The sequence below is a fragment of the Nostoc sp. genome (assembly GCF_036917135.1).
Taxonomy (GTDB): domain Bacteria; phylum Cyanobacteriota; class Cyanobacteriia; order Cyanobacteriales; family Nostocaceae; genus Nostoc.
Genome location: NZ_JBALEA010000010.1, coordinates 1 through 22,886, shown reverse-complemented (window position 1 = coordinate 22,886; position 22,886 = coordinate 1). Strand labels below are relative to the sequence as shown.

General features: G+C 41.9%; 32 protein-coding genes and 2 tRNA genes. 23 read left to right on the top strand and 11 right to left on the bottom strand.

Features of this window, described 5'->3' with window-relative positions; genetic code table 11:
• Positions 1 to 213 precede the first annotated feature (213 nt).
• The 8 genes from V7K50_RS02175 to V7K50_RS02140 all read left to right on the top strand — a co-directional run bounded on the left by V7K50_RS02175 (position 214) and on the right by V7K50_RS02140 (position 5,575).
• Positions 214 to 792, top strand: a complete 579-nt coding sequence (locus V7K50_RS02175; protein WP_334956821.1) for a hypothetical protein — start codon at positions 214 to 216, stop codon at positions 790 to 792.
• A gap of 57 nt (positions 793 to 849) precedes the next feature.
• A complete protein-coding gene (locus V7K50_RS02170; protein WP_334956819.1) occupies positions 850 to 1,098 on the top strand; it encodes an immunity protein TriTu family protein in 249 nt (82 codons plus the stop codon).
• A gap of 683 nt (positions 1,099 to 1,781) precedes the next feature.
• Positions 1,782 to 2,039 (top strand): hypothetical protein, encoded by a 258-nt coding sequence (locus V7K50_RS02165; protein ID WP_334956817.1) that lies wholly within the window; start codon positions 1,782 to 1,784, stop codon positions 2,037 to 2,039.
• Between the two features lie 129 nt (positions 2,040 to 2,168).
• Positions 2,169 to 2,663, top strand: coding sequence for a COP23 domain-containing protein (locus tag V7K50_RS02160; RefSeq protein ID WP_334956815.1), 495 nt, complete (start codon positions 2,169 to 2,171; stop codon positions 2,661 to 2,663).
• Between the two features lie 334 nt (positions 2,664 to 2,997).
• Positions 2,998 to 3,073, top strand: a tRNA-Met gene (locus V7K50_RS02155).
• A tRNA-Met gene (locus tag V7K50_RS02150) sits at positions 3,073 to 3,142 on the top strand. Before V7K50_RS02155 ends, V7K50_RS02150 begins: the two co-directional genes overlap by 1 nt.
• A 401-nt stretch (positions 3,143 to 3,543) precedes the next feature.
• On the top strand, positions 3,544 to 3,705 hold the full coding sequence (locus tag V7K50_RS02145) for a hypothetical protein (RefSeq protein ID WP_334956813.1): 162 nt from the start codon (positions 3,544 to 3,546) through the stop codon (positions 3,703 to 3,705).
• 331 nt (positions 3,706 to 4,036) lie between these two features.
• Positions 4,037 to 5,575, top strand: a complete 1,539-nt coding sequence (locus V7K50_RS02140) for a slipin family protein (RefSeq protein WP_334956811.1) — start codon at positions 4,037 to 4,039, stop codon at positions 5,573 to 5,575.
• A gap of 69 nt (positions 5,576 to 5,644) precedes the next feature.
• Here V7K50_RS02140 and V7K50_RS02135 read toward each other — a convergent pair whose 3' ends face one another.
• On the bottom strand, positions 5,645 to 6,247 hold the full coding sequence (locus V7K50_RS02135) for a hypothetical protein (RefSeq protein WP_334956809.1): 603 nt from the start codon (positions 6,245 to 6,247) through the stop codon (positions 5,645 to 5,647).
• A gap of 144 nt (positions 6,248 to 6,391) precedes the next feature.
• On the opposite strand from V7K50_RS02135, the gene ppk2 reads away from it, so the two are divergent.
• The 14 genes from ppk2 (at position 6,392) to V7K50_RS02065 (ending at position 12,497) form a co-directional block, all read left to right on the top strand.
• Positions 6,392 to 7,345, top strand: a complete 954-nt coding sequence (gene ppk2, locus V7K50_RS02130) for a polyphosphate kinase 2 (RefSeq protein WP_334956807.1) — start codon at positions 6,392 to 6,394, stop codon at positions 7,343 to 7,345.
• Between the two features lie 18 nt (positions 7,346 to 7,363).
• A complete protein-coding gene (locus V7K50_RS02125) occupies positions 7,364 to 7,963 on the top strand; it encodes a hypothetical protein (protein ID WP_334956805.1) in 600 nt (199 codons plus the stop codon).
• A gap of 122 nt (positions 7,964 to 8,085) precedes the next feature.
• Positions 8,086 to 8,508 carry a hypothetical protein gene (locus V7K50_RS02120; protein ID WP_334928261.1) on the top strand — a complete coding sequence of 141 codons (423 nt, stop codon included), beginning with the start codon at positions 8,086 to 8,088 and terminating at the stop codon, positions 8,506 to 8,508.
• 371 nt (positions 8,509 to 8,879) lie between these two features.
• The gene (locus tag V7K50_RS02115) at positions 8,880 to 9,362 is read left to right on the top strand and encodes a type II toxin-antitoxin system VapC family toxin (protein WP_334956803.1); all 483 of its coding nucleotides are present in this window, start codon (positions 8,880 to 8,882) and stop codon (positions 9,360 to 9,362) included.
• Positions 9,349 to 9,549 carry a hypothetical protein gene (locus tag V7K50_RS02110; RefSeq protein WP_334956801.1) on the top strand — a complete coding sequence of 67 codons (201 nt, stop codon included), beginning with the start codon at positions 9,349 to 9,351 and terminating at the stop codon, positions 9,547 to 9,549. Before V7K50_RS02115 ends, V7K50_RS02110 begins: the two co-directional genes overlap by 14 nt.
• 58 nt (positions 9,550 to 9,607) lie before the next feature.
• Complete coding sequence (locus V7K50_RS02105) at positions 9,608 to 9,745, top strand: hypothetical protein (protein WP_334956799.1); 138 nt, start codon at positions 9,608 to 9,610, stop codon at positions 9,743 to 9,745.
• Positions 9,726 to 9,944: a hypothetical protein gene (locus tag V7K50_RS02100; RefSeq protein ID WP_334956797.1), complete on the top strand. Its 219-nt coding sequence runs from the start codon at positions 9,726 to 9,728 to the stop codon at positions 9,942 to 9,944. The genes V7K50_RS02105 and V7K50_RS02100 overlap by 20 nt, the downstream gene beginning before the upstream one ends.
• Positions 9,945 to 10,181: 237 nt before the next feature.
• Positions 10,182 to 10,310, top strand: coding sequence for a hypothetical protein (locus tag V7K50_RS02095; RefSeq protein WP_334956795.1), 129 nt, complete (start codon positions 10,182 to 10,184; stop codon positions 10,308 to 10,310).
• On the top strand, positions 10,307 to 10,516 hold the full coding sequence (locus V7K50_RS02090) for a BrnA antitoxin family protein (protein WP_181928133.1): 210 nt from the start codon (positions 10,307 to 10,309) through the stop codon (positions 10,514 to 10,516). Before V7K50_RS02095 ends, V7K50_RS02090 begins: the two co-directional genes overlap by 4 nt.
• A gap of 15 nt (positions 10,517 to 10,531) precedes the next feature.
• Positions 10,532 to 10,684 (top strand): hypothetical protein, encoded by a 153-nt coding sequence (locus tag V7K50_RS02085; protein ID WP_334956793.1) that lies wholly within the window; start codon positions 10,532 to 10,534, stop codon positions 10,682 to 10,684.
• 183 nt (positions 10,685 to 10,867) lie between these two features.
• Positions 10,868 to 11,032, top strand: a complete 165-nt coding sequence (locus V7K50_RS02080; protein WP_334956791.1) for a hypothetical protein — start codon at positions 10,868 to 10,870, stop codon at positions 11,030 to 11,032.
• A gap of 288 nt (positions 11,033 to 11,320) precedes the next feature.
• Positions 11,321 to 11,590 carry a hypothetical protein gene (locus V7K50_RS02075; RefSeq protein ID WP_334956789.1) on the top strand — a complete coding sequence of 90 codons (270 nt, stop codon included), beginning with the start codon at positions 11,321 to 11,323 and terminating at the stop codon, positions 11,588 to 11,590.
• A gap of 20 nt (positions 11,591 to 11,610) precedes the next feature.
• Complete coding sequence (locus tag V7K50_RS02070) at positions 11,611 to 11,997, top strand: hypothetical protein (RefSeq protein ID WP_334956787.1); 387 nt, start codon at positions 11,611 to 11,613, stop codon at positions 11,995 to 11,997.
• Between the two features lie 206 nt (positions 11,998 to 12,203).
• Positions 12,204 to 12,497 (top strand): hypothetical protein, encoded by a 294-nt coding sequence (locus tag V7K50_RS02065; RefSeq protein WP_334956785.1) that lies wholly within the window; start codon positions 12,204 to 12,206, stop codon positions 12,495 to 12,497.
• Between the two features lie 203 nt (positions 12,498 to 12,700).
• Here the strand turns inward: V7K50_RS02065 and nifD are convergent, their stop codons facing one another.
• The 7 genes from nifD to nifB all read right to left on the bottom strand — a co-directional run bounded on the left by nifD (position 12,701) and on the right by nifB (position 20,442).
• Positions 12,701 to 14,143, bottom strand: a complete 1,443-nt coding sequence (nifD, locus tag V7K50_RS02060; RefSeq protein ID WP_334956783.1) for a nitrogenase molybdenum-iron protein alpha chain — start codon at positions 14,141 to 14,143, stop codon at positions 12,701 to 12,703.
• Between the two features lie 161 nt (positions 14,144 to 14,304).
• The gene (gene nifH, locus V7K50_RS02055; RefSeq protein WP_334956781.1) at positions 14,305 to 15,198 is read right to left on the bottom strand and encodes a nitrogenase iron protein; all 894 of its coding nucleotides are present in this window, start codon (positions 15,196 to 15,198) and stop codon (positions 14,305 to 14,307) included.
• 340 nt (positions 15,199 to 15,538) lie between these two features.
• The gene (locus tag V7K50_RS02050; protein WP_334956779.1) at positions 15,539 to 15,895 is read right to left on the bottom strand and encodes a globin domain-containing protein; all 357 of its coding nucleotides are present in this window, start codon (positions 15,893 to 15,895) and stop codon (positions 15,539 to 15,541) included.
• A 341-nt stretch (positions 15,896 to 16,236) separates the two neighbouring features.
• Positions 16,237 to 17,136, bottom strand: coding sequence for a Fe-S cluster assembly protein NifU (gene nifU / locus V7K50_RS02045; protein WP_334956777.1), 900 nt, complete (start codon positions 17,134 to 17,136; stop codon positions 16,237 to 16,239).
• A gap of 135 nt (positions 17,137 to 17,271) precedes the next feature.
• The gene (gene nifS, locus V7K50_RS02040) at positions 17,272 to 18,480 is read right to left on the bottom strand and encodes a cysteine desulfurase NifS (protein WP_334956776.1); all 1,209 of its coding nucleotides are present in this window, start codon (positions 18,478 to 18,480) and stop codon (positions 17,272 to 17,274) included.
• A gap of 34 nt (positions 18,481 to 18,514) precedes the next feature.
• Positions 18,515 to 18,871 (bottom strand): 4Fe-4S dicluster domain-containing protein, encoded by a 357-nt coding sequence (locus V7K50_RS02035; RefSeq protein WP_334956774.1) that lies wholly within the window; start codon positions 18,869 to 18,871, stop codon positions 18,515 to 18,517.
• A gap of 125 nt (positions 18,872 to 18,996) precedes the next feature.
• Complete coding sequence (nifB, locus tag V7K50_RS02030) at positions 18,997 to 20,442, bottom strand: nitrogenase cofactor biosynthesis protein NifB (RefSeq protein ID WP_334956772.1); 1,446 nt, start codon at positions 20,440 to 20,442, stop codon at positions 18,997 to 18,999.
• 1,190 nt (positions 20,443 to 21,632) lie between these two features.
• Here nifB and V7K50_RS02025 point away from each other — a divergent pair.
• A complete protein-coding gene (locus tag V7K50_RS02025; RefSeq protein ID WP_334957251.1) occupies positions 21,633 to 22,211 on the top strand; it encodes a Uma2 family endonuclease in 579 nt (192 codons plus the stop codon).
• 61 nt (positions 22,212 to 22,272) lie between these two features.
• Here V7K50_RS02025 and V7K50_RS02020 read toward each other — a convergent pair whose 3' ends face one another.
• Genes V7K50_RS02020 through V7K50_RS02010 form a run of 3 tightly spaced genes read right to left on the bottom strand, consistent with a single transcriptional unit; the run spans position 22,273 to position 22,830 of the window.
• Positions 22,273 to 22,464, bottom strand: a complete 192-nt coding sequence (locus V7K50_RS02020) for an element excision factor XisI family protein (protein WP_334956770.1) — start codon at positions 22,462 to 22,464, stop codon at positions 22,273 to 22,275.
• A complete protein-coding gene (locus V7K50_RS02015) occupies positions 22,424 to 22,639 on the bottom strand; it encodes an element excision factor XisI family protein (protein ID WP_334956768.1) in 216 nt (71 codons plus the stop codon). Before V7K50_RS02015 ends, V7K50_RS02020 begins: the two co-directional genes overlap by 41 nt.
• Complete coding sequence (locus V7K50_RS02010; RefSeq protein ID WP_334957249.1) at positions 22,621 to 22,830, bottom strand: element excision factor XisH family protein; 210 nt, start codon at positions 22,828 to 22,830, stop codon at positions 22,621 to 22,623. The genes V7K50_RS02015 and V7K50_RS02010 overlap by 19 nt, the downstream gene beginning before the upstream one ends.
• Positions 22,831 to 22,886 lie beyond the last annotated feature (56 nt).

Below are 22,886 nucleotides of genomic sequence, written 5' to 3'. Positions count from 1 at the left end.
AATTACTTTATAAAAGTAACTTGTTGAGGGGTAATTACACCCAACACAAATCCCCATGCAGTACGAGATGTAGTACGTTACGCCTTTGCAACAACATACTTTAGCAATACTAGGAATTTGATAACATTAACAAAGTAAGCGATCGCCTATTACCTAACTTCGGCGATATCTACGATGGGTTACGCCCTCTTCAACAGAGATCACAAAAACACTATGGCAAAGCGTAAAAAAAGCAATCTCCAGTGGATTAAGGAAACTCTTGAACTAAAACCTGACCATCGCTGGGAATCTCCATCAGGCTACAAAATTTTTGTCGCCGATCGAGGCGCTGTTCGCTTCAATGTTCCCCAGAATTGGGTTTTTGAGCCACAAGAAAAATCTTTCAAGTTCATGGATAAAAAACCACCCAACGACGACTGCTGCTTAGAAGTATCTTTCAACCGCCTACCACCCAACGACTGGAGCCAGTTTCCGCTAAAATCTACCTTGAAGAAAATTATGGAAGACGACAGTCGCAACGTCATTTCCAAGGGAGAAGTTGTTACCATTAAGCGCCAAACTGCCAGAATTGTCTGGACAGAGATCAAGTTTATTGACACTCAAGAAGAACCACGAGAAGCTTTTTCGCGGACTTGCATCGGTTTGGGGTCAAATGTTCAGTGCTTGATTACATTCGATTATTGGGCAGATCAAGCAGAACAATTAATACCCATTTGGGATGAAGCAATGCGTAGTCTCACGCTAGGGTTGTATATCCGTGACCCCATGACTGGTCTAGCTTTTCCAGACTGAGCCACAAGGATGAATCGTGATAATAAGTTAAATTGAGGCTTGCTTTCAATATCGGGAATGAATCTAAATCCACTCACACAGCTAATTTTAGAACGAGGTTTTGACCGATTTCAATCAGGATTAAGATCGCGTTTCGCTGCTTTTCGGCTGAAATATACACTGACCTACTGTGAACCCAGTGATAATTCAGCTATGCGTCTTGACTTTGAGAGTTCATTACATCTTGGTAGAGTAACAGTTTGGGAGTCAGGAACTTGTGAAATGGATATTTTTGAAATATCTACTGGTAAGCTGTTCCACATTTAACTTGCATATATTGGGCGGGCGAGACGCCCACCCCACAAGAAATGTACAATTTCAAATTATGCAAACTAGATGTGGTTTAGCTTAACAATGTCTTTGATGAAAGTCACCAGTTCAATAACGAAAAAGAATTTTATCGAACCTATCCAAGACTGGTAATTTTTATGCGTGATATGTTGCGACTTAAGTCAGACGATATTTAGTTAAAAACCATTATAAATAAGGGAATTCCAAATAAAAAAACATCCCAAATTTTTTGTGGGACGGGTGGGGACACCCATCCCAAATTTAGAGCGCTCATGTTGCCCACCCCACAAAATGGATAATTTATTTCTTGTCAGTCCCTAAGTGCTAGCGTTTTCGTTTTTCTTAGTGCAGCAATCCTATTTGATTTGCTCTCCACACACAGAAAGATCCCCGACTTCTTGAAGAAGTCGGGGATCTTTCTGTTCATAACTCATTTAGGATTATTACTCTAACAGCATCACAGCCATTTAATCTCCACCTTCAGGAGTATATGACATTAATAAATTCAGACATGAGATATTACTTAAGTCATAATTTAACTAGTTACTTTTATCACTAGTGTATAGCTGTTTAAAATCATATCCTTATAAACATGAGACATCAACCAGATTAAGGTTTACTGAACTTTAATCATGCAGTTTACTAAAGGAGATTTAATCATGAATATCAAACAAATTCTTGCTGGTGTAGCGCTTCTTTTACCATTTGCTGTTACTTCTATTCCTTCACAAGCCTCAGCATCACAGGTTATTGTTAATCACCATAGTCCTAATAGACCTGCTCAAATAATAGCACAAAAACCACCACAAGCTAGGCGTTATACGCCACCAGCCAAAAAGAAAGTGTTAGTTTCTGCACATTGGGAAAAAACAAATCATGGTCGCAAGTGGGTTGCCGCTCATTATGTATATAAGTAAAAACGCCTAAAACCCCAAGCAATTGTCATATAAGAAGCAAAATCTTCTTATCATCTCCTGACTAGAAGTAGGGAGAGTATCAAATGCAAGGCAAATAAAAACTTTTTACTTAATATTTGAGAGATACTCATGAAATTGGCATCATTAACAAATGTTTTAGTTGCAGGTGCGATCGCTCTCGGTGCAACTGCAACCATCAACCAGCCAAGTCAAGCTGAAAGTCCGCGAGGATTTTATTGTGACACATCAGGAAACAAACCTGTAACTGTGTACACAAATCCTAGAGGTGTTACCGAGCCTTGGATTCGCTGGACTTCTAATTACTTCAGAGATGCTGGCTACAATAAACTGACGCGTTGCCAAGACGTGAGCCACCGCTTGGAAACTTACCGCCGCAACAGAGAACTGAAGTTTATTACTGTCGGCAAAATGAATGGACAAAATGTGGTTTGCACCGCAAATCAAGTTAGTGGACGTTGTGAAAACTTGATATTGACCCTTAAACCTAATGAAGATAGCGTGCAAGCGCTAAATAATCTTCTGGCTTGGCACCAACCCCTGAGTAAAAGCAATAGAACACCTTACGTTGATTTGAGAGAACATCTAGGGATTCCCAAAGAATAAATCACAGCTATTTCCAGGTAAATGAAAAGGGGGGTTATAAACCGCGTCTACACAAGGCTTTACCCACCGACCTGGGTTTCAAACACTCAATTTTTCTTTAGTCCGCAGAGGCGGACTACCCTGCGGGAAGCCGCAAAGCGTCTATGTTTGTGTAGCCGCTTTCATTTGACACGCACAAGCATTGCTTGTGCCCCTACCACAGATAGTTTTTCCTGTGCTAAATTTGAACTGGGATAGTCAAAAAGTTACAAAGCTATAGCTTAGGTTCTATATGCCTAACTGGTGCGCCAAGCTTTTGCATTAGCGTATACCGCCGAGTAGTTTAAACTATATCGTTTGATTAGCTCAATTGGCAGAGCAATCGACTCATAATCGATGCGTCACAGGTTCAAATCCTGTATCAAACCCCAAGAAGTTAGCTCAATTGGTAGAGCAATCGACTCATAATCGATGTGTTGTAGGTTCGATTCCTATACTTTCACCCAACCCTGTCCGGGTTAAAAGACAATACCCTTCCAAGGTAGCCAATATGGTACGGATCTTAACAGATTCGAGACCCCTCCTTTTCTCAACTCTGCGGTGCAAGTGTTCTGCTGTCGGTCATCACTCGTAAGGGTAATGATCGGTAGCCACAGTCAAGGAGCAAGCGCAACTGCATTTTTCCCTAACTTGAGTATGTCCCTTCGTTTCCTACATCTAGTTTTCCTTCAAGATTCTAGATTGGCAATCGAACGGCATATTTGAGCGCGGTTCTTTTTCCTAGATTGCCATTGAGCAGTCGAAGAAAAGTAACAGCAATCTTAATCCAGCTTTGGAGAAGCTTTTGCCCACACCTAAACTGTAAACACTTGCATTAGCAGAGTAAAAAATATTTTGTATTATGTACAGCAAAAATCTCAGCACTACCCCATTAGCGACTGAAAGCAATCTAGAAAGGTTGCAAACTGATAATTTAGCACTTTTGCGATCGCATGGTTTAGCTGAATATAATACTCCCAACGAAATAGCCTTTGCAATATGTCCCTTCGTTTTTTACATCTAGTTTTCCTTTGGGATTCTAGATTGACAAAGCCAACGGCATATTTGAGCGTGGTTCTTTTCTAAATTGCCATTGAGTAGTTTAGAAAAAGTAACAGCAATCTTAATCCAGCTTTGGAGAAGCTTTTGCCCGCACCGGAACTGTAAACCTGCACTGGCAGAGTAAATAAATCTTTTGTAGTATATAGTAGTACAAGAAGCTAAAACCAATCCTTTAGCCTTTGTCTACTCCAGGACTTGATCTGTGAGACATAGGTGGTATTTGAGTTCAAGCAAGGTTATAAATGTTTTTATCAAATCTTCTTAACTGGTTGAAGGTATCACACAAATTATTTATGCAAATTACTCTGTGGCAAACATTTTATATAAAACTTAACGAAATTGGCATCTTATATCACCGCAGCGACTTTAAGAAAATTTTGCAGCCGGGTACACATACATATTTTGGTCGGCACTGGCAAGTCAAAATTTATGATCTCAATCAGCCACAAGCTCAAATTGAAAACCTAGAATTGTTGTTGCGAAGTCACGAAGCCGAACTGCGAGAACATTTATTGATTATCAGAACTGCATTCAACCAAGCTGCTTTAGTCTGTTGTGGTCAGAATTGGGTAAGTGTTGCACCAAATCAATTACGAGCTTTTTGGCGTGGTTTTATTGAGGTAGAATCTCATCTCTTCAACTTAGAAGAAAGCTTAGAATTACCTAGTTCCTTTGTGCAGCAATTGCGCTCAGTTACCTTAAATGGACTGAAGAAGTTCCAAATCTCCGAGTCTGAGATTGGTTTGCTATATCTGCAAAATAATTTTGTGCGACCTCTAGAATCAGGAGAGTATGCTTTTTGGTCGGTAGATAGAGATGTTACAGTCCGAACTCTCAGCCGAATTATCCCTAACCCAGATTTTCCCCTGGAAGACGTACTCATTGAAAAACATCCCGATTTTATTGCTGCTTACTGTAAAACCGTGCAATTACTGACTTCGCAAGTTGCAATTGTCCGATATCGGGGTAAAGTGATTTCTATTTTGCCGCCTACAAGCCGCAAGCTATTTTGGCAAGGTGTCGAAGTGGAAATTCTCGATATCAGCGCTGATGCTCAGTTACAGCCTAACTTAGTGGCTGAGTTAGTTGAGGGTTCAACAGAAGTGAAATTGCTCAGTCGTAACTGTTTGCATATTTGTCAAGTTCTGGCCCAGCACGTGGGACTAGTATACATTAATCAAGAGTTTCAAGGACAGCGATCGCCAGGAGTACACGCTTGGTGGTTATTTGGCCGCTCTTTTCAAACCGAAACCATTGACTTGAGACTACAAAACATGGAAGTATCCGGTCAAGACATTCTCTCTAAAGATAAAGTACCTCTGCGGTTGAATTTGACCGCAGGCTTCCGCATCCAAGACCCATTGAGGGCAAAAAACGGGTTATCAGATATTTCTGGGTTCTTGTACAAAGAATTACAATTTGCTTTGCGTGGTGCTGTTGGCGAACGCAACTTAGATGGTTTATTGGAAGATAAAGGTGCAATTGATCGAAGCATCTCTGAATACATTCGCCAGAAAGCCGCAGACTATGGAATTGAAGTAGATTCTGTAGGTGTCAAAGATATTATTTTACCTGGTGAAATTAAAGCTATCTTGAGCAAAGTAGTGGAGGCAGAAAAAACCGCTCAAGCCAACGTAGTCAGACGTAGAGAAGAAACTGCTGCTACTCGCAGTATGCTAAACACAGCGAAAGTGATGGAGGATAACCCCGTTGCATTGCGTTTAAAAGAACTGGAAGTATTAGAGAGGATTGCAGAGAAGATCGATCGCATTCAAGTTAACGGTAGCTTAGATAGTATTTTAACAGACTTGATTCGGATGAATCCTCAATAAACAGGGCAAATATTCACCAAAGAGAGCAGGGAAAGAAGAATGTCTCTTCTCTCTCTGCTTACCAATCTATCAACCATTTTCAAGCATCCAAACTAAAAATCCTATAATTTGTTCTACAGGTGGAAGGGGATAATCCATCAAATCAATAGTGACAGTATTATCCTCCAGTTTCAGAAATCGCCATTGCGTACCACTGCTAATGGAACCATATATTACCGGAACTAGACGATTTTTGGCGGCGTTGAATCTTTGTGCTGCAACCATTTCGGCAATACATTGTCCAAACCCAGTTCTTAAATCAGCTTTTTTTGCTTCCACAATCACAATGCATGGTGCTTCAATTTCTAGCACTTCCGGCGAACGACTCAAAAGGAAATCACACATTCCATTAAGTCCAACTGCCTCATCAACTGTAAAATCTTCCCCAGAAAATAAACTAATTTGCCGATTTAATATCCGTCTAACTTCTAATAATACTGGGTAAATAATTCCTTCTGAACGCGCTTTTTCACTTGCTGAAGAAACAAGTGGTAGACTTTCTTCAAGATATGCAGTCAGTGTAGCAGATGCTTCGATAGGTTTCGTGACAGGAAGAAATCGCCCACCCTCCTGTGTTTTTAACCCGAAAGCTTCTTTAACTTTACTGATATTTGTAAACTGACTATAAGACATAATTTCTAATTACTTTACAAGTTCATATTCAGTTTAGCGAGTTAGGGCGATGTCTATGACTGGTTCTTGTATATCGCTCCTTCTCATTGTATATTTACACTGAGTTCGGATTAAAATATATACTTGATAGATAAACTCTAAATTATGCCGATTCAATGGCATGGGGTAACAGCGATGTCAATTGATGAAGTTGAAAACCAGCAAAATAATGATCTAGTTCAAACCGCTACAGACTTAGTAGAGAAGCTAGTAAAGGCAAAAGATAAGAAAAAACCTAAAAAATCAAAACGTATTTTTGATGGTAGCACAGAAGCTTTTGCCAAGAAAATTCCCAAAAAGACTTTTGAAACTGAACTAGAGCAACTCCAGATTGAGCTAGTCAAAATGCAATACTGGATTAAGCACACTGGCTATCGGGTTGTCGTCATCTTTGAAGGGCGCGATGCTGCCGGCAAAGGAGGAGTAATTAAACGCATTGCCGATCCACTCAATCCTCGCGGCTGTCGTGTAGTGGCACTGGGAACCCCCTCCGATCGCGAGAAAACTCAGTGGTATTTTCAGCGTTACGTGCAACATCTGCCGGCAGCAGGTGAAATTATTCTCTTCGATCGCAGTTGGTACAATCGAGCCGGAGTTGAACGGGTAATGGATTTTTGTACCGAAGCAGAATATCAAGAATTCATGCAATCTTGCCCAGAATTTGAACGAATGCTGGTGCGATCGGGCATTGTTTTAATTAAGTATTGGTTCTCCGTCAGCGATGAAGAACAAGAAAAACGCTTTCTTTCTCGCAGTCACGATCCAGCAAGGCGTTGGAAACTCAGCCCAATGGATTTGGAATCACGCGATCGCTGGGTAGAATATTCTAAAGCCAAAGATACCATGTTTGCTTACACAAATATTCCAGAAGCTCCCTGGTTTACCATTGAAGCAGATGATAAAAGACGGGCGCGGCTCAACTGCATTCATCATTTGTTGAGCAAAGTTCCTTACGAAGATATGACACCTCCTCCCTTAGAACTTCCGTCTAGACCGGTAGCTGAAGATTATGTTCGCGCCCCCCGCAATGAGCAGTTCTTTGTCCCTCAAGTGTATTAAGCATCCTGAGGCAAAACTATGGCGTACAGCGATTTTACTCTAGAAAAAGTTGCGGCTGTTTTGGGAATCACCACCCAAGAAGCCGATTTGTTTCCCAAGCTTGTACCTCTTTCTATTCCTTCGTGGTTAAATGAAACTTTAGGAAAGCGAACCCAATTAGCTCTGATTAGTGAAAAGGCTCGGAGCGAATTTATTATTGTACCGATTTTACTAACCTGTCGGGATCTGAGCCAAGATAGCTTGGCTATTTTCTCTGGACAAAGACTTGACATTGATCCTGCACAGGGATTGATTGGGGAATGTGATTTTATTTTAGCAATGGCTCCACCTTTACCACCGTTGCGTAGCCCAATTATCACTGTTGTGGAAGCGAAGAAAAATGATGTTGAAGCTGGGTTAGGACAGTGCATCGCGCAAATGGTGGCGGCGGATTTATTCAATCGTTCATCTGGACAAGCAGAAATACCTGTGTATGGATGCGTGACAACAGGAGAAGTTTGGCAGTTTCTTCAACTTTCACAAAAAGTGGCTTTGCTTGATAAGCAAAGATATTACTTGGATAATGTCGGAGCTATTTTGGCAATTGTGCAGACAATTGTTCAGCAATTCAGTAGTTAAATTGTGTGATCCTTGGAAGGAATAATGCAAAGCTTAAACTTAGATAAAACCATCATTGAAAATTACATGATTTATAACGTATTTTTTGGAACAATGATAACCACAATTTAACGTACTGAAAGATGAGCCATTTTCTAACACTTGTGATTGTTGATCGCACAGAACCAAACCCAAGCAAAAAGGCTAAAGAATTGATGCTGCCATATTTTGAAACGGATGAAGATAATCCATCCTTGCAAGCAAAATGTGACGGATTTGCTATTGGTGGTCAGTATGATGGCATAATTTGGGGTAAGGAGCAGCATTACAATCTCAATCCAGAAGAATTTCAACATCGATACGGGCTAGATATTGTGCAATCAGAAGACAATATTCGTCCTATCTCTGCCCTAATGTCTGACTTAGTTTCATACGCTATCGTTACGCCTGATGGAAAGTGGCACGATCGTGAAGGAAAGTCTAATGAAGAATGGCTAGAAAAGTTCCGAAGTCTTTTACGCCAATATCAAGACAATATAGTGGTTGCGATTGATTGTCATTGTTGATAAAAGGGATTTTGACAAAATACCCGGATTGTTAATAGAGGATTGGACGATTTAATGCGATTGCCTATTCTATTGTCGAGTGAGTGCGATCGCAACAACAGTCTACTTCTTTTACTGCGATGTCTACGACGGGCTATTCGGCGATGTCTACGACGGGCTTCGCCTACGCACTATCTCGTAAATTAGTTTTGTTAACGCGCAATCATCAGGATTTCAGCAAGATACGCGGATTGTTAATAGAGGATGTTTAATGCGACGCTGAACAGCCCGTCGTAGACATCGCTTAGGTGGTAAGTTAAAGACGATAATATTGGAGTATCAGGCATTAGCAAAGATGGTAAAGCCGTTTATTTATGTAATTCCTTACCGCAATGAAACCAAAAGTTTACATTGAAACCTCCATTCCCAGTTTTTATTATGAGGCACGTACTGAACCTGATATGTTGGCACGGGGGGACTGGACACGGGAATGGTGGAGTCATAGTGATAACTATGTGCTTGTAACTAGTCTTGCAGTGCTGGATGAACTCAATCGAGGTAACTTTCCTGGAAAGAGCGAGGCAATAAAACTGATTAGTGGCTTGTTATTTGTCCCGATTGAATCTGTGGTTGCTGAAATCGTTGAAGTGTATATTCAGCAACAACTGATGCCCAAAGATCCACTTGGAGATGCACTACATCTTGCCCTAGCTTCCTATCATAAATGTGATTTTCTCTTAACTTGGAATTGTCGTCACTTGGCAAATGCCAATAAGTTTGGGCATATCCGACGGCTGAACGTTATGCTGGGGTTATACGTTCCAACGCTAGTTACGCCATTAGAGTTGATAGGAACCCAAAATGATGAAGAATGATGAGGCAATTAGCCAAATACGTAAAATTCGCCATATTATATCTCTAGAGAATGGACACAACCCCCAGAAGTTGGTGAATTACTATATTCAACTTCAGAAAGAATATCCTCACCTTATACAGTACAAAGAGCAGCAGACAAAAGTTCTAGAATCCCCAGCACAACAAGGTATTGAAGCCGAAGCATAGAAGTGAGCGGTTAAGTTTGCAAAGTTATCTGCGGGGAATGATAGGGAATGTTACTGCGATGTCTACAACGGGCTATTCAGCGATGTCTACGACGGGCTTCGCCTACGCACTATCTCATAAATTAGTTTTATCAACGCGCAATCATCGGGATTTCAGCAAAGTAGCCGGACTGTTAATTGAGGATTGGACAGTTTAATGCGATCGTATCCTCATCCCATGTTCGCCTAGTTTATTGTCGAGCGAGGGCGATCGCAACAACAGTCTACTTCTTTTACTACGATGTCTACGACGGGCTATTCGGCGATCGCACATCTCATAAATTAGTTTTATTAACGCGCAATCATCGCGATTTGGGCAAAGTACCCGGATTGTTAATAGAGATAGTAACAGTTTAAGACGGTAGGTTCGCCCATAATAATGATCGTCTATACTTGCTCATAAGAAACTTTGTAACTACAATGTATGTATGAGTGAGATAGAATTTGAGTGGAATCTCTCCAAGGCTAAAAGCAATGGGCGTAAGCATGGCGTATCATTTTAAGAGGCTAAAACTGTCTTTTATGATGAAAATGCGCGTTTAATTTACGAGGAAAGAGCATTCAGTTGAGGAAGATCGGTTTCTTCTGCTAGGTATGAGTGATGAGTTTCGATTATTAGTGGTATCTCATCTGTATAAAGATAGCGATTGCCTAATTCGTATTATCTCTGCTCGTACAGCTACAAGACACGAACGTAAGCAATATGAGGAGTTTTTGCTATGAAAGATGAATATGATTTTTCTGAGTCTGTTCGTAATCCCTATGTAAAAAATCTGAAAAAGCAAATTACAATCCGCTTAGAAGAAGATGTGATTGAATACTTTAAGTCTCTTGCAGAAGAAACAGACATTCCCTATCAAACTTTAATTAATCTCTACTTACAGGATTGTGCCAAGTCTAAGCGTAAACCTTCTCTCGACTGGGCATAATATTTAAATAGTTTAGTGAAGTTGATCAAAAGTATGGATGTGCGGATGGAAGCGTTGGCGCAGTCCACCGTAGGCATCGCACTATCTCGTAAATTAGTTTTATTAACACGCAATCATCGGGATTTCAGCAAGATACCCGGATTGTTAATTGAGGATTGGACGGTTTAATGCGACACTGAATAGCCCGTCGCAGACATCGCCTAGTTTATTGTTGAGTGAGTGCGATCGCAACAACAGCCTACTTCTTTTACTGTGATATCTACGACGTGCTATTCGGCGATCGCACTATCTCGTAAATTAGTTTTATTAACACGCAATCATCGGGATTGTGCAAAATACCTGGATTGTTAATTGAGGATTGGACGGTTTAATGCGATCGTATCCTCATCCCATGTTCGCCTAGTTTATTACCGAGTGAGGGCGATCGCCACAACAGTCTACTTCCTTTACTGCGATGTCTACGACGGGCTATTCGGCGATGTCTACGACGGGCTTCGCCTACGCACTATCTCGTAAATTAGTTTTATTAACACGCAATAATCAGGATTTGGGCAAAGTACCCGGATTGTTAATTGAGGATTGGACGGCTTAATGCGACACCGAATAGCCTGTCGTAGACATCGCCTAGTTTATTGTCGAGTGAGTGCGATCTCAGGCTGATATTGTTTAAGGGTATTTTTACGGAATTTTTTTTAAAATGAAATTTTATGTAATTTACGTCTAGGTAACATTTCGGTCGCAATAAAATAAAGTTGAGGTTAAGGTATTTTGATATTGTTAAATGAGGTATAACAACTAATCAAGATGTCTCAGCACACAGCCCTAAATGAACAGCAACAAAACAAACTAGTAAATAAAGTTTCAGCGATTCGCTTCAACCTTGGTATAGGTAATTTTGATGAAGCTAAACAAAGAGCTTTCTCAGCAGAACAATCATTGATTGAAGAAGGTATGTCTCCGTTCGGCATTACAGCACTTCCGGCAGCTATAAGGTACACCCTCAAAGCTGAAAGCTATGATAGGAGAGAGGTAAGAAGAAAATTGTATTGCATAATAGCCGGAAGCGCTGTATAACCTTTTATGAACATATTCCAATGGATTTCGCAAATATTGGAGATTTTAATACAGCTGCAAAGCTTTTAAATTCTTGCTTGGTTTTTCTGGATAATAATAAAACTTTTTTTGAGGATGCCTTCTATTTTCGGATTAGGGAACTTGCTGAAAATGCCAGACAAAATATGGTTATGCAAATGAATAGGGAGACTGGCATGGGTTTTCAATATATAGATATCACTGCTAAAGGCGCTGACAGCAATCAATATCAAGTTTTATTCAAGGGAGCTTCAGTAGGTATTATTATAAAGCAAGATGATATTTGGTTTGCGTTAAGACCCGGAAGTAATACATGCGAAGCTAAAACATTTATGCATCAATCTGATGCTGCTAAACATCTAGCAGAATTAGCAAGATTAAATTGCTAAACTTGAATTTAACAGGTATATTACTCCTGTGTTTAGTGATAGTGTTTGCTGTCATGTGATCGCATCTAAGGTAATTGTTTTTTGTTTATTGAAAGTGATTTTTTCTGAGGTAGCTTGTAATGAAACTTTTTAAGCAGAGTAATGAATATGGTTATCCAGTAACTATAGGCTGTTTCAAATGTAAGCGATGTGGTCAAGTAGACAATATGATTAAATTGATAACAAATTTTACTCCTGCTACTGACCAGATTGTTTCTGAGCGTCTTAATCCTGCACCAGATGCCGTTCAATTCAAAGAGGAATTTATGACATCTGATGATTACTACAATGAGGACAATTCAGGTCAACCAATTCTATTAGGTGTTCAATACAGTGTTGAGCGAACTTACTATCGCTGGCATTTTGTACAGTGTCCCCAATGTAAAAGCAAGCACATACTTGAATCCAAATACGATTCTGAGGTAGACGAAGAATATACTAGCTTTTTTCCATTATTTTAGTTGACAAAAAACTTCGTAATAATCTGATACAAGCAAGATTAAAGCTATAATTTAGTCTAATAAAATGTCAGCTTGAAAAGTTTTTTAAATAACAGTTTTTATGTGATCAAAATGCAAGCAAACTCTAAAAACCAGACTGCATAAGAGTTATATTGTCTGAAGCATAAAAACAGATTATTCTTACATAACCCTGCAACTTGCATTTAGGCTAGAAATAGACTCTTTTTTCTACCGCCGCCAAAAAACCTTGCATTATATGATGTTGAAGAGCGATCGCTAGGTTCGGAGTAATCCCAAGAGTGCATTTGACGGAAAGGTAGACCCATCTTTTGGAAGACGTACTTCTCTTTCACACCAGAAGCTACTAGGTCAGGCTTCAGCGCTTTGATAAATTCCTCGAATTCGTAAGCGGTAACGTCGTCATAAACGATGGTGCCGTTTTCGATGTAATGAGTGGTACGTTTGTAATCGTCATTATGAGCGAACTCATAACCTGTACCAATCATCTTCATGCCCAAGTCTAGGAAAGCTGGGACAACGTGGCGAGGACGTAGACCACCAACCATGATGGCAACAGTCTTACCATCTAAACGGGGGCGATACTTAGCAATTACCGCATCCATTGTGGGCTGATATTTGGCGATAACTTTCTCAGCGTTTGCTTGAATTGTTTCGTCAAACTTAGAAGCAATTTCCCGTAAAGATTCAGCAATCTTGGTGGGGCCGAAGAAGTTGTATTCCAACCAAGGTATACCATAAGCTTCTTCCATGTGACGGCTGATGTAGTTCATCGACCGATAACAGTGGATGAGGTTCATCTTCACATTGGGGGTCATCAACATTTCGTTGATTGTGCCATCACCTGACCACTGAGCGACTACGCGCAAGCCGATTTCTTCTAACAGGATGCGGCTAGCCCAAGCATCTCCACCGATGTTGTAGTCACCAATGATGGCTACATCATAAGGAGTACCTTCAAACTTGAGTGTACCGTCTTTTTTCGCTTGGTCGGATCTGGTGAAAACCCAGTCACGAACCATGTCGTTAGCGATGTGGTGTCCCAAAGATTGGGAAACACCCCGGAAACCTTCGCAACGCACAGGTACAACTGGCTTGCCAATTTCTTTCGATGTCTTCCGAGCTACAGCTTCGATGTCATCCCCAATTAGACCGATGGGGCATTCAGATTGAATGGAAACACCACGGTTGAGAGGGAAAAGTACATCAAGTTCTTGGATGAGCTTGGTAAGTTTCTTGTCACCACCAAAAACGATATCTCGTTCTTGGAAGTCAGAGGTGAAGTGCATGGTACCAAAGGTATCAATACCTGTGGTGCCGATGTAGTAGTTACGACGACCAGACCAAGACCAGTAACCGCAACCTACAGGCCCGTGGCTGATGTGGATCATGTCCTTAATAGGACCCCAAACCACACCTTTAGAACCGGCGTAAGCACAACCACGAGCGGTCATTACACCTGGAAGGGATTTGATGTTAGACTTAACGCCGCAATCGGACTTACCTTCTTCGTATACGTTTAAATGTTTTTCGCGCTTTTTAGCAGCTTTTTCAGGATAAGCACTGAGAACTTCTTTAATTAGCTCTTTTCTTTCTTCGATGATGTTTTTGTTTTCTGGAGGAGTCATACTTAGCCTCTGTGACTTGTAAGGATGCGGGTATAGGGGGACTAGGAGTCCCCTCTAAGATTAGGGGGGAGATTAGGGGAAAGGTCAAAGGTCAAAGGTAAGATGGAGATTCTTCCTTTTTCCTTTTTCCTTGTGCTAAAGCGTTATTTTTTAGCCGCGACTTAGACTACAGGAGCTTCGGTAGCAGTTTTGCCAACCAGCATTGCAGTGTTTTCGTCGCTTTCGAGAATACCGAATTCAATCAACAATTCTTCTAGTTCTTCCATTTCGATGGGTGTAGGAATATCTAGCTTCTTGTTGTTAATGATCTTTGTAGCCAATGTGCGGTATTCGTTAGCTTGGTTGCTTTCTGGTGCGTACTCGTTAACAGTCATCCGGCGCAATTCTGCGTGTTGAACGATGTTGTCACGGGGTACGTAGTGAATCATTTGGGTGTTCAACCGTTTTGCCAAGGTTTCGATTAGTTCGATTTCTCGGTCAGTGTTACGGCTGTTACAAATCAAACCACCCAAACGCACGCCACCGGTGTGAGCATACTTAAGAACACCACGAGCGATGTTGTTAGCAGCGTACATCGCCATCATTTCACCGGATGTAACGATGTAGATTTCTTGTGCCTTGCCTTCACGGATAGGCATTGCGAAACCACCGCACACAACGTCACCTAATACGTCGTAAGATACGAAGTCTAGGTTTTGGTAAGCACCATTTTCTTCTAAGAAGTTGATGGCGGTGATAATACCACGACCGGCGCAACCTACACCGGGTTCTGGTCCACCAGATTCTACGCAACGAACGTCACGGAAACCGGTTAGCATTACTTCTTCGAGTTCGATATCTTCTACTGCACCACGTTCTGCGGCGAGGTGAAGAACGGTTGTTTGAGCTTTGCTGTGCAGCATCAAACGGGTGGAGTCAGCTTTAGGGTCGCAACCGACGATGAGGATGCGTTGACCCATTTCTGCCATAGCTGCCAAGGTGTTTTGGGAAGTGGTAGATTTACCGATACCGCCCTTACCGTAGAAAGCTATCTGTCTAATCTTTTCTTCTGTCATTGTTCGTGTTTCCCTGCAATTGGTTGGTTGGTGGGTCTGTGCGTTTGTCAGTTGCGTTCACGCCAGTTGAGCGACAGTAGTGAGCGCGTGTAGAGCATCGTTGTTAGCGTTGGCATAAATGCCTGCTGGGGGCGATCGCTCCACAGCTAAAATAATTGAAAGAAGGTACATATATTTCCTGGCTAAATTTCTTTTCTTTTGTCCTTAGTCATTAATCATTTGTCGTGACTAATGACTAAGAGATTACGCAATTTACAAATACGTCATAATGTGTTTCAGCTTGCAAGATTCAATAGAACTTGATGTTGTTATTTGTCAACAATCAATGCATAAGTCCTATTTACTTGTTCAAAATAGCGCCCTTCATATTTGTGACGCGATCTAGTGCAGCTTTGGTGTTTTCTGCTGACACTCCACGCACAGCCATTGCTTCACCGAGATGCTTGGCGATCGCATCGAAGTGTGGTTGCTGTAGGTTCATTCCTGCGTGGGTTTTGTCCATTGGACGACCGCCGTATTGCTTTGGCCCTTCAAATATTTGACCTAAGAAAGCAACTAGATGATTGCGTTGCTTCACCATGTCTGTACCAGCAAAAACGGGACTGAGGAGGCTGTCTGTAGCAATGCGTTTGTGGAGTTCATCTACTACTTGTTCAATAGCTGGTTGTCCACCAATGTTGTCGTACAATGTACTCATATTCTGTTCCTTTGAAGCGAGTTAGATGATGAAATTCGCAAGTAGGCACTTAATCTCTTTGCCTATATGCTGTTAGCCGTAATAGTGATAGGACTGATACCAATTCGTAATACTTCGGCTACGCTCAGTACAAGTTCGTAATACCTTGGGGGGAGCGATCCTTCGGGTGTCTACGTAATTCGTAAAAAAGATAAGTTAGATTTCAATCTGTATCTTTCTTTTGGCGAATTGGTATGAAGCATTGAGTGGAGACAATGATTCAATTCAAATCCTACTTTCTGTTCCTGGCTGAATGCATATTAGGGCGTATTTGTAGAATACGTTAAGTCCTACAGCAATTCCTAAACTGCTTCGACTACAAGGCTCTTGCTGACACGATCTTGTAATCTGGCTTCGATCGCAATTTTCAGAGTTGCTGTACTACTAGAACAGGAACCGCAAGCACCTTGCAGTACAACTTTAACGCGATCGCCTTCTACATCATAGAGTTCTACATCTCCCCCGTCTGCAATGAGTACGGGTCTGACTTCTTCATCAAGAACCTTTTGAATTAGAGCAATCTTTTGCACGTTTGTTAGCGATCGTTCCTTAGATGTAACAATTTCTGTGGCAACTTGTACGCCGTAATTGTTGAGAGCAGGTGAGGCGTATTCCTGTTGAACTGATCTAATAATATCATCAATGTTCGCCAGACAGGAACCGCATCCGCCACCAGCTTTTACATAATTTGTTACTTGTTCGGCATCCGTGAGATGATTTTCTAGAATCACGCGACGAATTTTAGATTCGCTGATGCCAAAGCAACTGCAAATTAACGCGCCTTCATCGTCATCATCATGGCTAGCTAGAGGTATGCCACGATAATTGTAGATAGCGGCTTCTAGCGCTTCTTGTCCCATGACAGAGCAATGCATCTTTGCTTCTGGTAAACCACCCAGGTAATCTGCAATGTCTTTGTTGGACACTTTCAAGGCTTCATCTAAGGTTAAACCTTTGATCATTTCGGTTAATGCACTAGAAGATGCGATCGCACTAGTACAACCAAAGGTTTGAAAACGAGCATCTAGAATCTTATCAGATTCTACTTCTACTTTGAGGTGCAATCTCAGAGCATCGCCGCAAGCAATGCTACCGATTTCGCCCGTTGCAACCTTAACTCCAACTTCGTCCGTTTCTTCGATTGCTCCCTGATTTTTGGGATCGTAAAACAGTTCTAATACTTTATCGGTGTAATCCCACATAATGAATTTTAGATTTTAGATTTTGGATTTTAGATTGGGGGATTGGGTGCTGGGTATTGGGAAAATTCTTCCTTAATTCCCAGTCCCTAATCCCCAGTCCCCAGTCCCCAGTCCCCAGTCCCCAGTCCCTAGTCCCTAACGATGCGCCAATGCTTGCTCTTGTTCTTGCAGCCAGCCTGCATCATCATTTTTGAAGGGTGAGAGGGCGCGTAAACGTTCTACAATACTGGGCATTACCTCTATTACTCGATCGATTTCGGCTTCGGTGGTGTAGCGACAAAGACTGAAGCGGATAGAACCGTGCAAAGTTGTATAGGGTAAGCCCATTGCCCGAAGGACGTGGGAAGGTTCTAGTGAACCGGAGGTGCAAGCAGAACCGGATGATGCACAGATACCGTATTTATTCAAGGATAGTAAGATAGCTTCACCTTCAATATACTTGAAGCCGATATTTGTGGTGTTGGGCAATCTCTGCGTAACGTCACCATTGACTACACAATCGGGAATTGTAGCTAGTAAAGTTTGTTCAAGGCGATCGCGCAGCTTTCTTTCTTTTGCCGTCGCTTCTTCTAAGTGTAACAGTTCTAGTTCCGCAGCTTTGCCCAAGGCGATAATTGCTGGAACATTCTCAGTTCCCGCCCTCCGTCCGCGTTCTTGGTGTCCCCCAATCATGAAGGGACGGAACCGAACCCCACGCCGAATATATAAAGCACCAATTCCTTTCGGCCCGTGCAGTTTGTGACCAGACAGGGTTAACATATCCACGGTGCTAGTCTTCATATTCAAGGGGATTTTTCCCACTGCTTGCACCGCATCTACATGGAAGATAGCGCCAGATTCTTTGACGCGCAACCCAATTTGCTCAATCGGGAAAATCGTGCCAGTTTCGTTATTCGCATACATAATTGTCACCAGGGCGGTGTTACCCGTCAAGGAAGCTTCTAGTTCATCTAGATCGAGCTGCCCTTGATGATTTACAGATAGATAGGTAACACTATAACCTTGGGTTTCTAATTGTTTGCAGACATTGAGTACTGCTGGATGTTCAACTTGGGTAGTGACGATATGTCGCTTTTCTGGTTGCGCCAACAGTGCGGCTCGAATCGCCGCGTTATCTCCTTCAGTACCGCAACTTGTGTAGACAATTTCAGACTCATCGGCTCCCAGCATAGCTGCAAGTTGTTCTCTTGCTGTTCTCACTGCTTTACCGACTTGCCCACCAAAGGTATGCATACTGGAGGGATTGCCGTAATAATCTGTGAGGTAAGGTAACATTACCTCTATAACTTCTGGGTCTACCTTAGTGGTAGCATTATTATCAAGATAGATGCAGTTATTTTGCATTGTTGTCTTCAATTACAAATTAGGAATTATTTAATTAAGATTCAGATCCCATTGTTTGGGATTGACGCTTTTGCAACTGCTCAGAGTATTTCTGGGAATAGCTTTTAAACCAACGTTCCCAGTAATCTTGTTTATTTGTTAATTTAGCAACTACGTGATTGTAATTGGTAAACCAGCCTTCCCAATAATCGCTAGGCTGCTTAACGCAACCGTCGCAAGTGGGACAACCAGCTTTACACTGAGGCACGGTATGAATACTACCAATACAGTTTGTACAAAGTTCAGGGTCAATCCAGTGCTGTCCGTCAACCACTTTAATTGCATTTGTGGGACATACCGTTAGACAGAGATTGCAGGAAATACACTGGCTAGTAAGAATTTTGTAAGCCATGATTTATTCTCCTTTTGGGGATTGGGTACTGGAGATTGGGTACTGGGTACTGGGTAATGGATACTGGATACTGATTGGGAAAATTCTTCCTTAATTCCCAGTCCCCAGTCCCCAGTCCCTAATCCCTAATTCCCTAATTCCTTAACGTATTGCTCGTAGAACTCTAAAGCAACCTTCTCAATCACGTCGTAAGCTTCAACAGCCTGTATTCCAGCTTCTTGCAATTTCTCTTGAGGACTGTTACCAATCTTGGAGACTAAAACTGCTTTGCAATCTGCGATCGCTTTCATAATATGCTCAAAAGAAGCTTCTTCGCCGTATCCACCTTGGCAGTATTGGTCAATTTTGCGATGACCGACAAAGCGAACTTCGTTTCCACCCACTTCGTAAATTTGGAATTCTTTCGCATGACCGAAGTGTTGGTTAACTAATCCGCCGCCTTTGGTTGCTACTGCAACTAAAACTTTCGGACTATTGGCAATTTTCTTACCAGCTAGCGCCTTATCTTTGGCTACTTTCAGTTCTTCTTTAAACTTCTCAATTCCTTCGTGAACAGTAGCGCGTTGTTCCATGTCATATTCGGGAGCCATTTCCAAGAATTTCTCTTTAGAAAACTCTTGGCTGCGGTCTTCTCCTAACAATCCGACTGCATCGGCACGACACTGGCGACAGTGACGCATCATTTTCATGTTACCAGAGCAGTTGTCTTGAACTTCTTTGAGTTCTTTGGGTGTGGGACCGCGTTGACCGATTAAACCGAAGTGTGTGCCATGTTCTGGTGCAGAAATCAATGGCATGATGTTGTGCAAGAATGCACCTTTCTCACGGATGACTCGATTCACTTCGACTAAGTGATGGTCATTAATTCCGGGAATCATTACAGAGTTAACTTTGCAAAGGATATCAGCATCTTTCAGGGCTTGCAATCCTTCCATCTGTCTTTCGTGGAGAATTCTTGCGCCTTCAATGCCTTTATAACGCTTGCGGTTGTAGTGAACCCAAGGATAAATCTTAGCACCGATCTCTGGATCTACCATGTTAATGGTGATCGTAACGTGATCTATATTTAATTGTTTAATGCGATCGATGTAGTCTGGCAGCATTAAACCATTGGTTGATAAACACAGCTTGATGTCTGGTGCTTGTGCTGCAATCAACTCAAATGTGCGGAAGGTTTTTTCTGGGTTCGCCAATGGGTCGCCAGGACCGGCAATTCCCACAACTGTCATTTGAGGAATCTTACCACCAATGACCAAAGCTTTGTGTGCTGCTTCTTCTGGTGTTAGCAATTCGCTAACTACTCCAGGACGGCTTTCGTTAGCGCAATCATATTTGCGGTTGCAATAGTTGCATTGAATGTTGCAAGCTGGAGCAACTGCAACGTGCATCCGGGCGTAGTGGTGATGAGCATCTTCGCTGTAGCAGGGATGTTTAGCAATGCGTTCTTGGAGCTTTTCGTCTCTTTCCACGGTGGCGCTGCTGTTGCTGTCGCAGCCGCAATCACCGGATTTTGCTTGGGTTGGCGATTCCGTAGCGTTGGAGTTGAGGAGTCGTGTAGACGATGATGTCATTGAGTTTCGCAAAAAGGTCGGTGGACTCGGCTGCCACTGTGGGAGATGCTGTTGCTGCTCTCTATGCCCAGAATTGAAGTCGCGTCTTTCACACTGCCTGCAAACCCTTGGGTTCGGGCGACTTGTTTTCAAGTCAGGCAGGCAATAGATATCTGATGTTCGGCTGGTGTGTGTCAACGTTCGGTTCTTGGGTAGAATTGGTGCTTACAGCCGCGACTTCTCTTCACTTCAGGCATGGTGCTATGTCATCCCTCCACTCACCCTTCGCTTTGTTTTGTTTCAGAGCGTTAGGTGATTGGCGATATAAGATTTATAGCAGCCGTCTCCCAGGCAGATGTTGCGTCTCTCTAGGATAGAATTTATTGGATTTATTACTTTTGTACTCAAATAAGAAAAACCCTAATTCTTCAAGCATTACAAGAATTAAAAAAGTTTTTTTCGGATAGGGGTTCTAGTATTTTTTAGTTGGGGTTCTAGTGTTTATAGATGGGGGTTCAGGATTTCTTTGTACTCAGCTAAAACCCAATCCCAGCAATAACTTTAACTAACTTTAAACTAGGTTTGGGTTATTTAAATGTGTACTCAGACTGCCCTCAAATTCCGTGAAAAGCAATAAGTGCCAAGGGTTTGAGGGTGAAAAACTGGAGTAGTCTATATCGTTCTACTCCAGAAACGTGCGAAATTCAATTCTGTATCTAACATATCATTTTTTTGAAGGTAAAAATGCAATTCATATTTATTTAATTTTTGCTTTGACCCTTCGACTTCTCTACGAGACGCTACGCGAACGCTCAGTGTTAAGAATGATGTTCAATTGTGGTTCTAAGTCTTATCTGATAAGCGATATGAGGTAATGAAAATAGGTGTGTTGCTGCATATCATTTTCAAAAAACTTAACTTTTAACTCTTTTTTTTCATTCCCACAATGAGGAGATGGGTAGGAGACTGTCGGATTTTGTGTTTAAGAGAAACAACAAACTATAATCTAACATGATTGTGCGATCGCAATGAATTTTCTGAATTGCTCACTACAAACCTTAACAAAAAACCCCCTTCCCGTGTCGGGAAAGGGGAAAATTCAAAGTCTCTCTCCTTCTAGGAGAGAGATTTAGAGAGAGGTTTTCCCGATATCGTGAAAAGTCAGAGTGTCATTTAGCTACAATCAAAGCAAGCGTGAAAAAATCTTAGTTATGATCGCCATCCCCCAACAGCCGCCAGAAATGACCGTTGAGGAATATCTCGAATGGGAACCTCAGCAAGACGTTCGCTACGAATATGCCAATGGCGAAGTATTTGCCATGACAGGCGGTACAATTCCCCATAACGACATTGCACTTAACTTGTACACTGCCTTACGCCCTCATCTACGTTTCAGGGGTTGTCGAGCGAATGTGTCAGACGTGAAAGTGCAACTTACTCCCCAGAGCCGCTACTATTATCCTGATGTTATTGTCAGTTGCGACCCTGAAGACCTTAACGCCCGCAAATTTATCCAACATCCCAAGCTGATTGCTGAAGTTCTTTCGCCAGGGACAAGCGCGAAAGATCGGGGTGAAAAATTTACTTATTATTTGACAATCCCCAGTTTGCAAGAATATATCTTGATTGACTCGGAAAAAATCTCTGTCGAACGTTACTGTCGGGGTGAGGGTAGGATGTGGCTTTACTATCCCTACACGGCTGGAGATATGGTCACTCTATCGAGCATTGAATTTGAATCTCCGATTGAACTGCTGTATGAAGGTGTTGTATTTAGCACTGAAGAATAAATGGAATGTTCTTTATTATCTTTTAAAAAACGATGTCTATGACGGGCTGCGCCTACGCACCTTAAGCAATTGCATAACCTGTGTAGGGTCTTAACTCCGGTGGACGAAAGCCAAGGACGATGTGTTCTTTAGGAATTCCAGCCCGTTCTAAATCGGCGGCAATGCCTTCTTCAGTGCCATCCCGTTGAATCCAGATTTTGCCATCAATCAGGTCAATATTGAACCAGACAACCATGAATGCGGCGATCGCCATTCCAACCTAGATCCATCCACAAATAGCGAGTCTCTTTCAGAGAGGCTGCGCCAACGCGCTTTCGATCAAACACCACTTCCGATTGAATCTTGGCATAAGAATAGGGTAGCGAAGCATATTCACTGAGGATAGTTTCAATCACCTGGCGATAGTGGTCTAATTTGGTATAATCCATTGTTTAATAACCTCCTGTTTTGGATCAAAGGTAATTAGCTTTAAACGATGATTTCTCTGTAAAAGTTTGCCGATGAGTTCTTCAAACAAATCATCAAAAACTCTGTTAGGTACTGCAAGATATAACATTCGCTCTGGCTCTAACTCAACGATTAAGTAGAACGAGGCGAAAAAAACAAACTGTGTAAAGATAAGTAAATACGTATAATGTGTCTACCGAGGTAACAGAGGTATGGGCAGCCGTCTAA

What these genes read in the sequence shown, in the direction of transcription:
- V7K50_RS02175 (WP_334956821.1), top strand. Translation starts at nt 214, where the DNA reads ATGGCAAAGCGTAAAAAAAGCAATCTCCAGTGGATTAAGGAAACTCTT.
- V7K50_RS02170 (WP_334956819.1), top strand. Translation starts at nt 850, where the DNA reads ATGAATCTAAATCCACTCACACAGCTAATTTTAGAACGAGGTTTTGAC.
- V7K50_RS02165 (WP_334956817.1), top strand. Translation starts at nt 1,782, where the DNA reads ATGAATATCAAACAAATTCTTGCTGGTGTAGCGCTTCTTTTACCATTT.
- V7K50_RS02160 (WP_334956815.1), top strand. Translation starts at nt 2,169, where the DNA reads ATGAAATTGGCATCATTAACAAATGTTTTAGTTGCAGGTGCGATCGCT.
- V7K50_RS02145 (WP_334956813.1), top strand. Translation starts at nt 3,544, where the DNA reads ATGTACAGCAAAAATCTCAGCACTACCCCATTAGCGACTGAAAGCAAT.
- V7K50_RS02140 (WP_334956811.1), top strand. Translation starts at nt 4,037, where the DNA reads ATGCAAATTACTCTGTGGCAAACATTTTATATAAAACTTAACGAAATT.
- V7K50_RS02135 (WP_334956809.1), bottom strand. Translation starts at nt 6,247, where the DNA reads ATGTCTTATAGTCAGTTTACAAATATCAGTAAAGTTAAAGAAGCTTTC.
- ppk2 (WP_334956807.1), top strand. Translation starts at nt 6,392, where the DNA reads ATGCCGATTCAATGGCATGGGGTAACAGCGATGTCAATTGATGAAGTT.
- V7K50_RS02125 (WP_334956805.1), top strand. Translation starts at nt 7,364, where the DNA reads ATGGCGTACAGCGATTTTACTCTAGAAAAAGTTGCGGCTGTTTTGGGA.
- V7K50_RS02120 (WP_334928261.1), top strand. Translation starts at nt 8,086, where the DNA reads ATGAGCCATTTTCTAACACTTGTGATTGTTGATCGCACAGAACCAAAC.
- V7K50_RS02115 (WP_334956803.1), top strand. Translation starts at nt 8,880, where the DNA reads ATGAAACCAAAAGTTTACATTGAAACCTCCATTCCCAGTTTTTATTAT.
- V7K50_RS02110 (WP_334956801.1), top strand. Translation starts at nt 9,349, where the DNA reads ATGATGAAGAATGATGAGGCAATTAGCCAAATACGTAAAATTCGCCAT.
- V7K50_RS02105 (WP_334956799.1), top strand. Translation starts at nt 9,608, where the DNA reads ATGTCTACAACGGGCTATTCAGCGATGTCTACGACGGGCTTCGCCTAC.
- V7K50_RS02095 (WP_334956795.1), top strand. Translation starts at nt 10,182, where the DNA reads ATGAGTGATGAGTTTCGATTATTAGTGGTATCTCATCTGTATAAAGAT.
- V7K50_RS02090 (WP_181928133.1), top strand. Translation starts at nt 10,307, where the DNA reads ATGAAAGATGAATATGATTTTTCTGAGTCTGTTCGTAATCCCTATGTA.
- V7K50_RS02075 (WP_334956789.1), top strand. Translation starts at nt 11,321, where the DNA reads ATGTCTCAGCACACAGCCCTAAATGAACAGCAACAAAACAAACTAGTA.
- V7K50_RS02070 (WP_334956787.1), top strand. Translation starts at nt 11,611, where the DNA reads ATGGATTTCGCAAATATTGGAGATTTTAATACAGCTGCAAAGCTTTTA.
- V7K50_RS02065 (WP_334956785.1), top strand. Translation starts at nt 12,204, where the DNA reads ATGATTAAATTGATAACAAATTTTACTCCTGCTACTGACCAGATTGTT.
- nifD (WP_334956783.1), bottom strand. Translation starts at nt 14,143, where the DNA reads ATGACTCCTCCAGAAAACAAAAACATCATCGAAGAAAGAAAAGAGCTA.
- nifH (WP_334956781.1), bottom strand. Translation starts at nt 15,198, where the DNA reads ATGACAGAAGAAAAGATTAGACAGATAGCTTTCTACGGTAAGGGCGGT.
- V7K50_RS02050 (WP_334956779.1), bottom strand. Translation starts at nt 15,895, where the DNA reads ATGAGTACATTGTACGACAACATTGGTGGACAACCAGCTATTGAACAA.
- nifU (WP_334956777.1), bottom strand. Translation starts at nt 17,136, where the DNA reads ATGTGGGATTACACCGATAAAGTATTAGAACTGTTTTACGATCCCAAA.
- nifS (WP_334956776.1), bottom strand. Translation starts at nt 18,480, where the DNA reads ATGCAAAATAACTGCATCTATCTTGATAATAATGCTACCACTAAGGTA.
- V7K50_RS02035 (WP_334956774.1), bottom strand. Translation starts at nt 18,871, where the DNA reads ATGGCTTACAAAATTCTTACTAGCCAGTGTATTTCCTGCAATCTCTGT.
- nifB (WP_334956772.1), bottom strand. Translation starts at nt 20,442, where the DNA reads ATGACATCATCGTCTACACGACTCCTCAACTCCAACGCTACGGAATCG.
- V7K50_RS02025 (WP_334957251.1), top strand. Translation starts at nt 21,633, where the DNA reads ATGATCGCCATCCCCCAACAGCCGCCAGAAATGACCGTTGAGGAATAT.
- V7K50_RS02020 (WP_334956770.1), bottom strand. Translation starts at nt 22,464, where the DNA reads ATGGCGATCGCCGCATTCATGGTTGTCTGGTTCAATATTGACCTGATT.
- V7K50_RS02015 (WP_334956768.1), bottom strand. Translation starts at nt 22,639, where the DNA reads ATGGATTATACCAAATTAGACCACTATCGCCAGGTGATTGAAACTATC.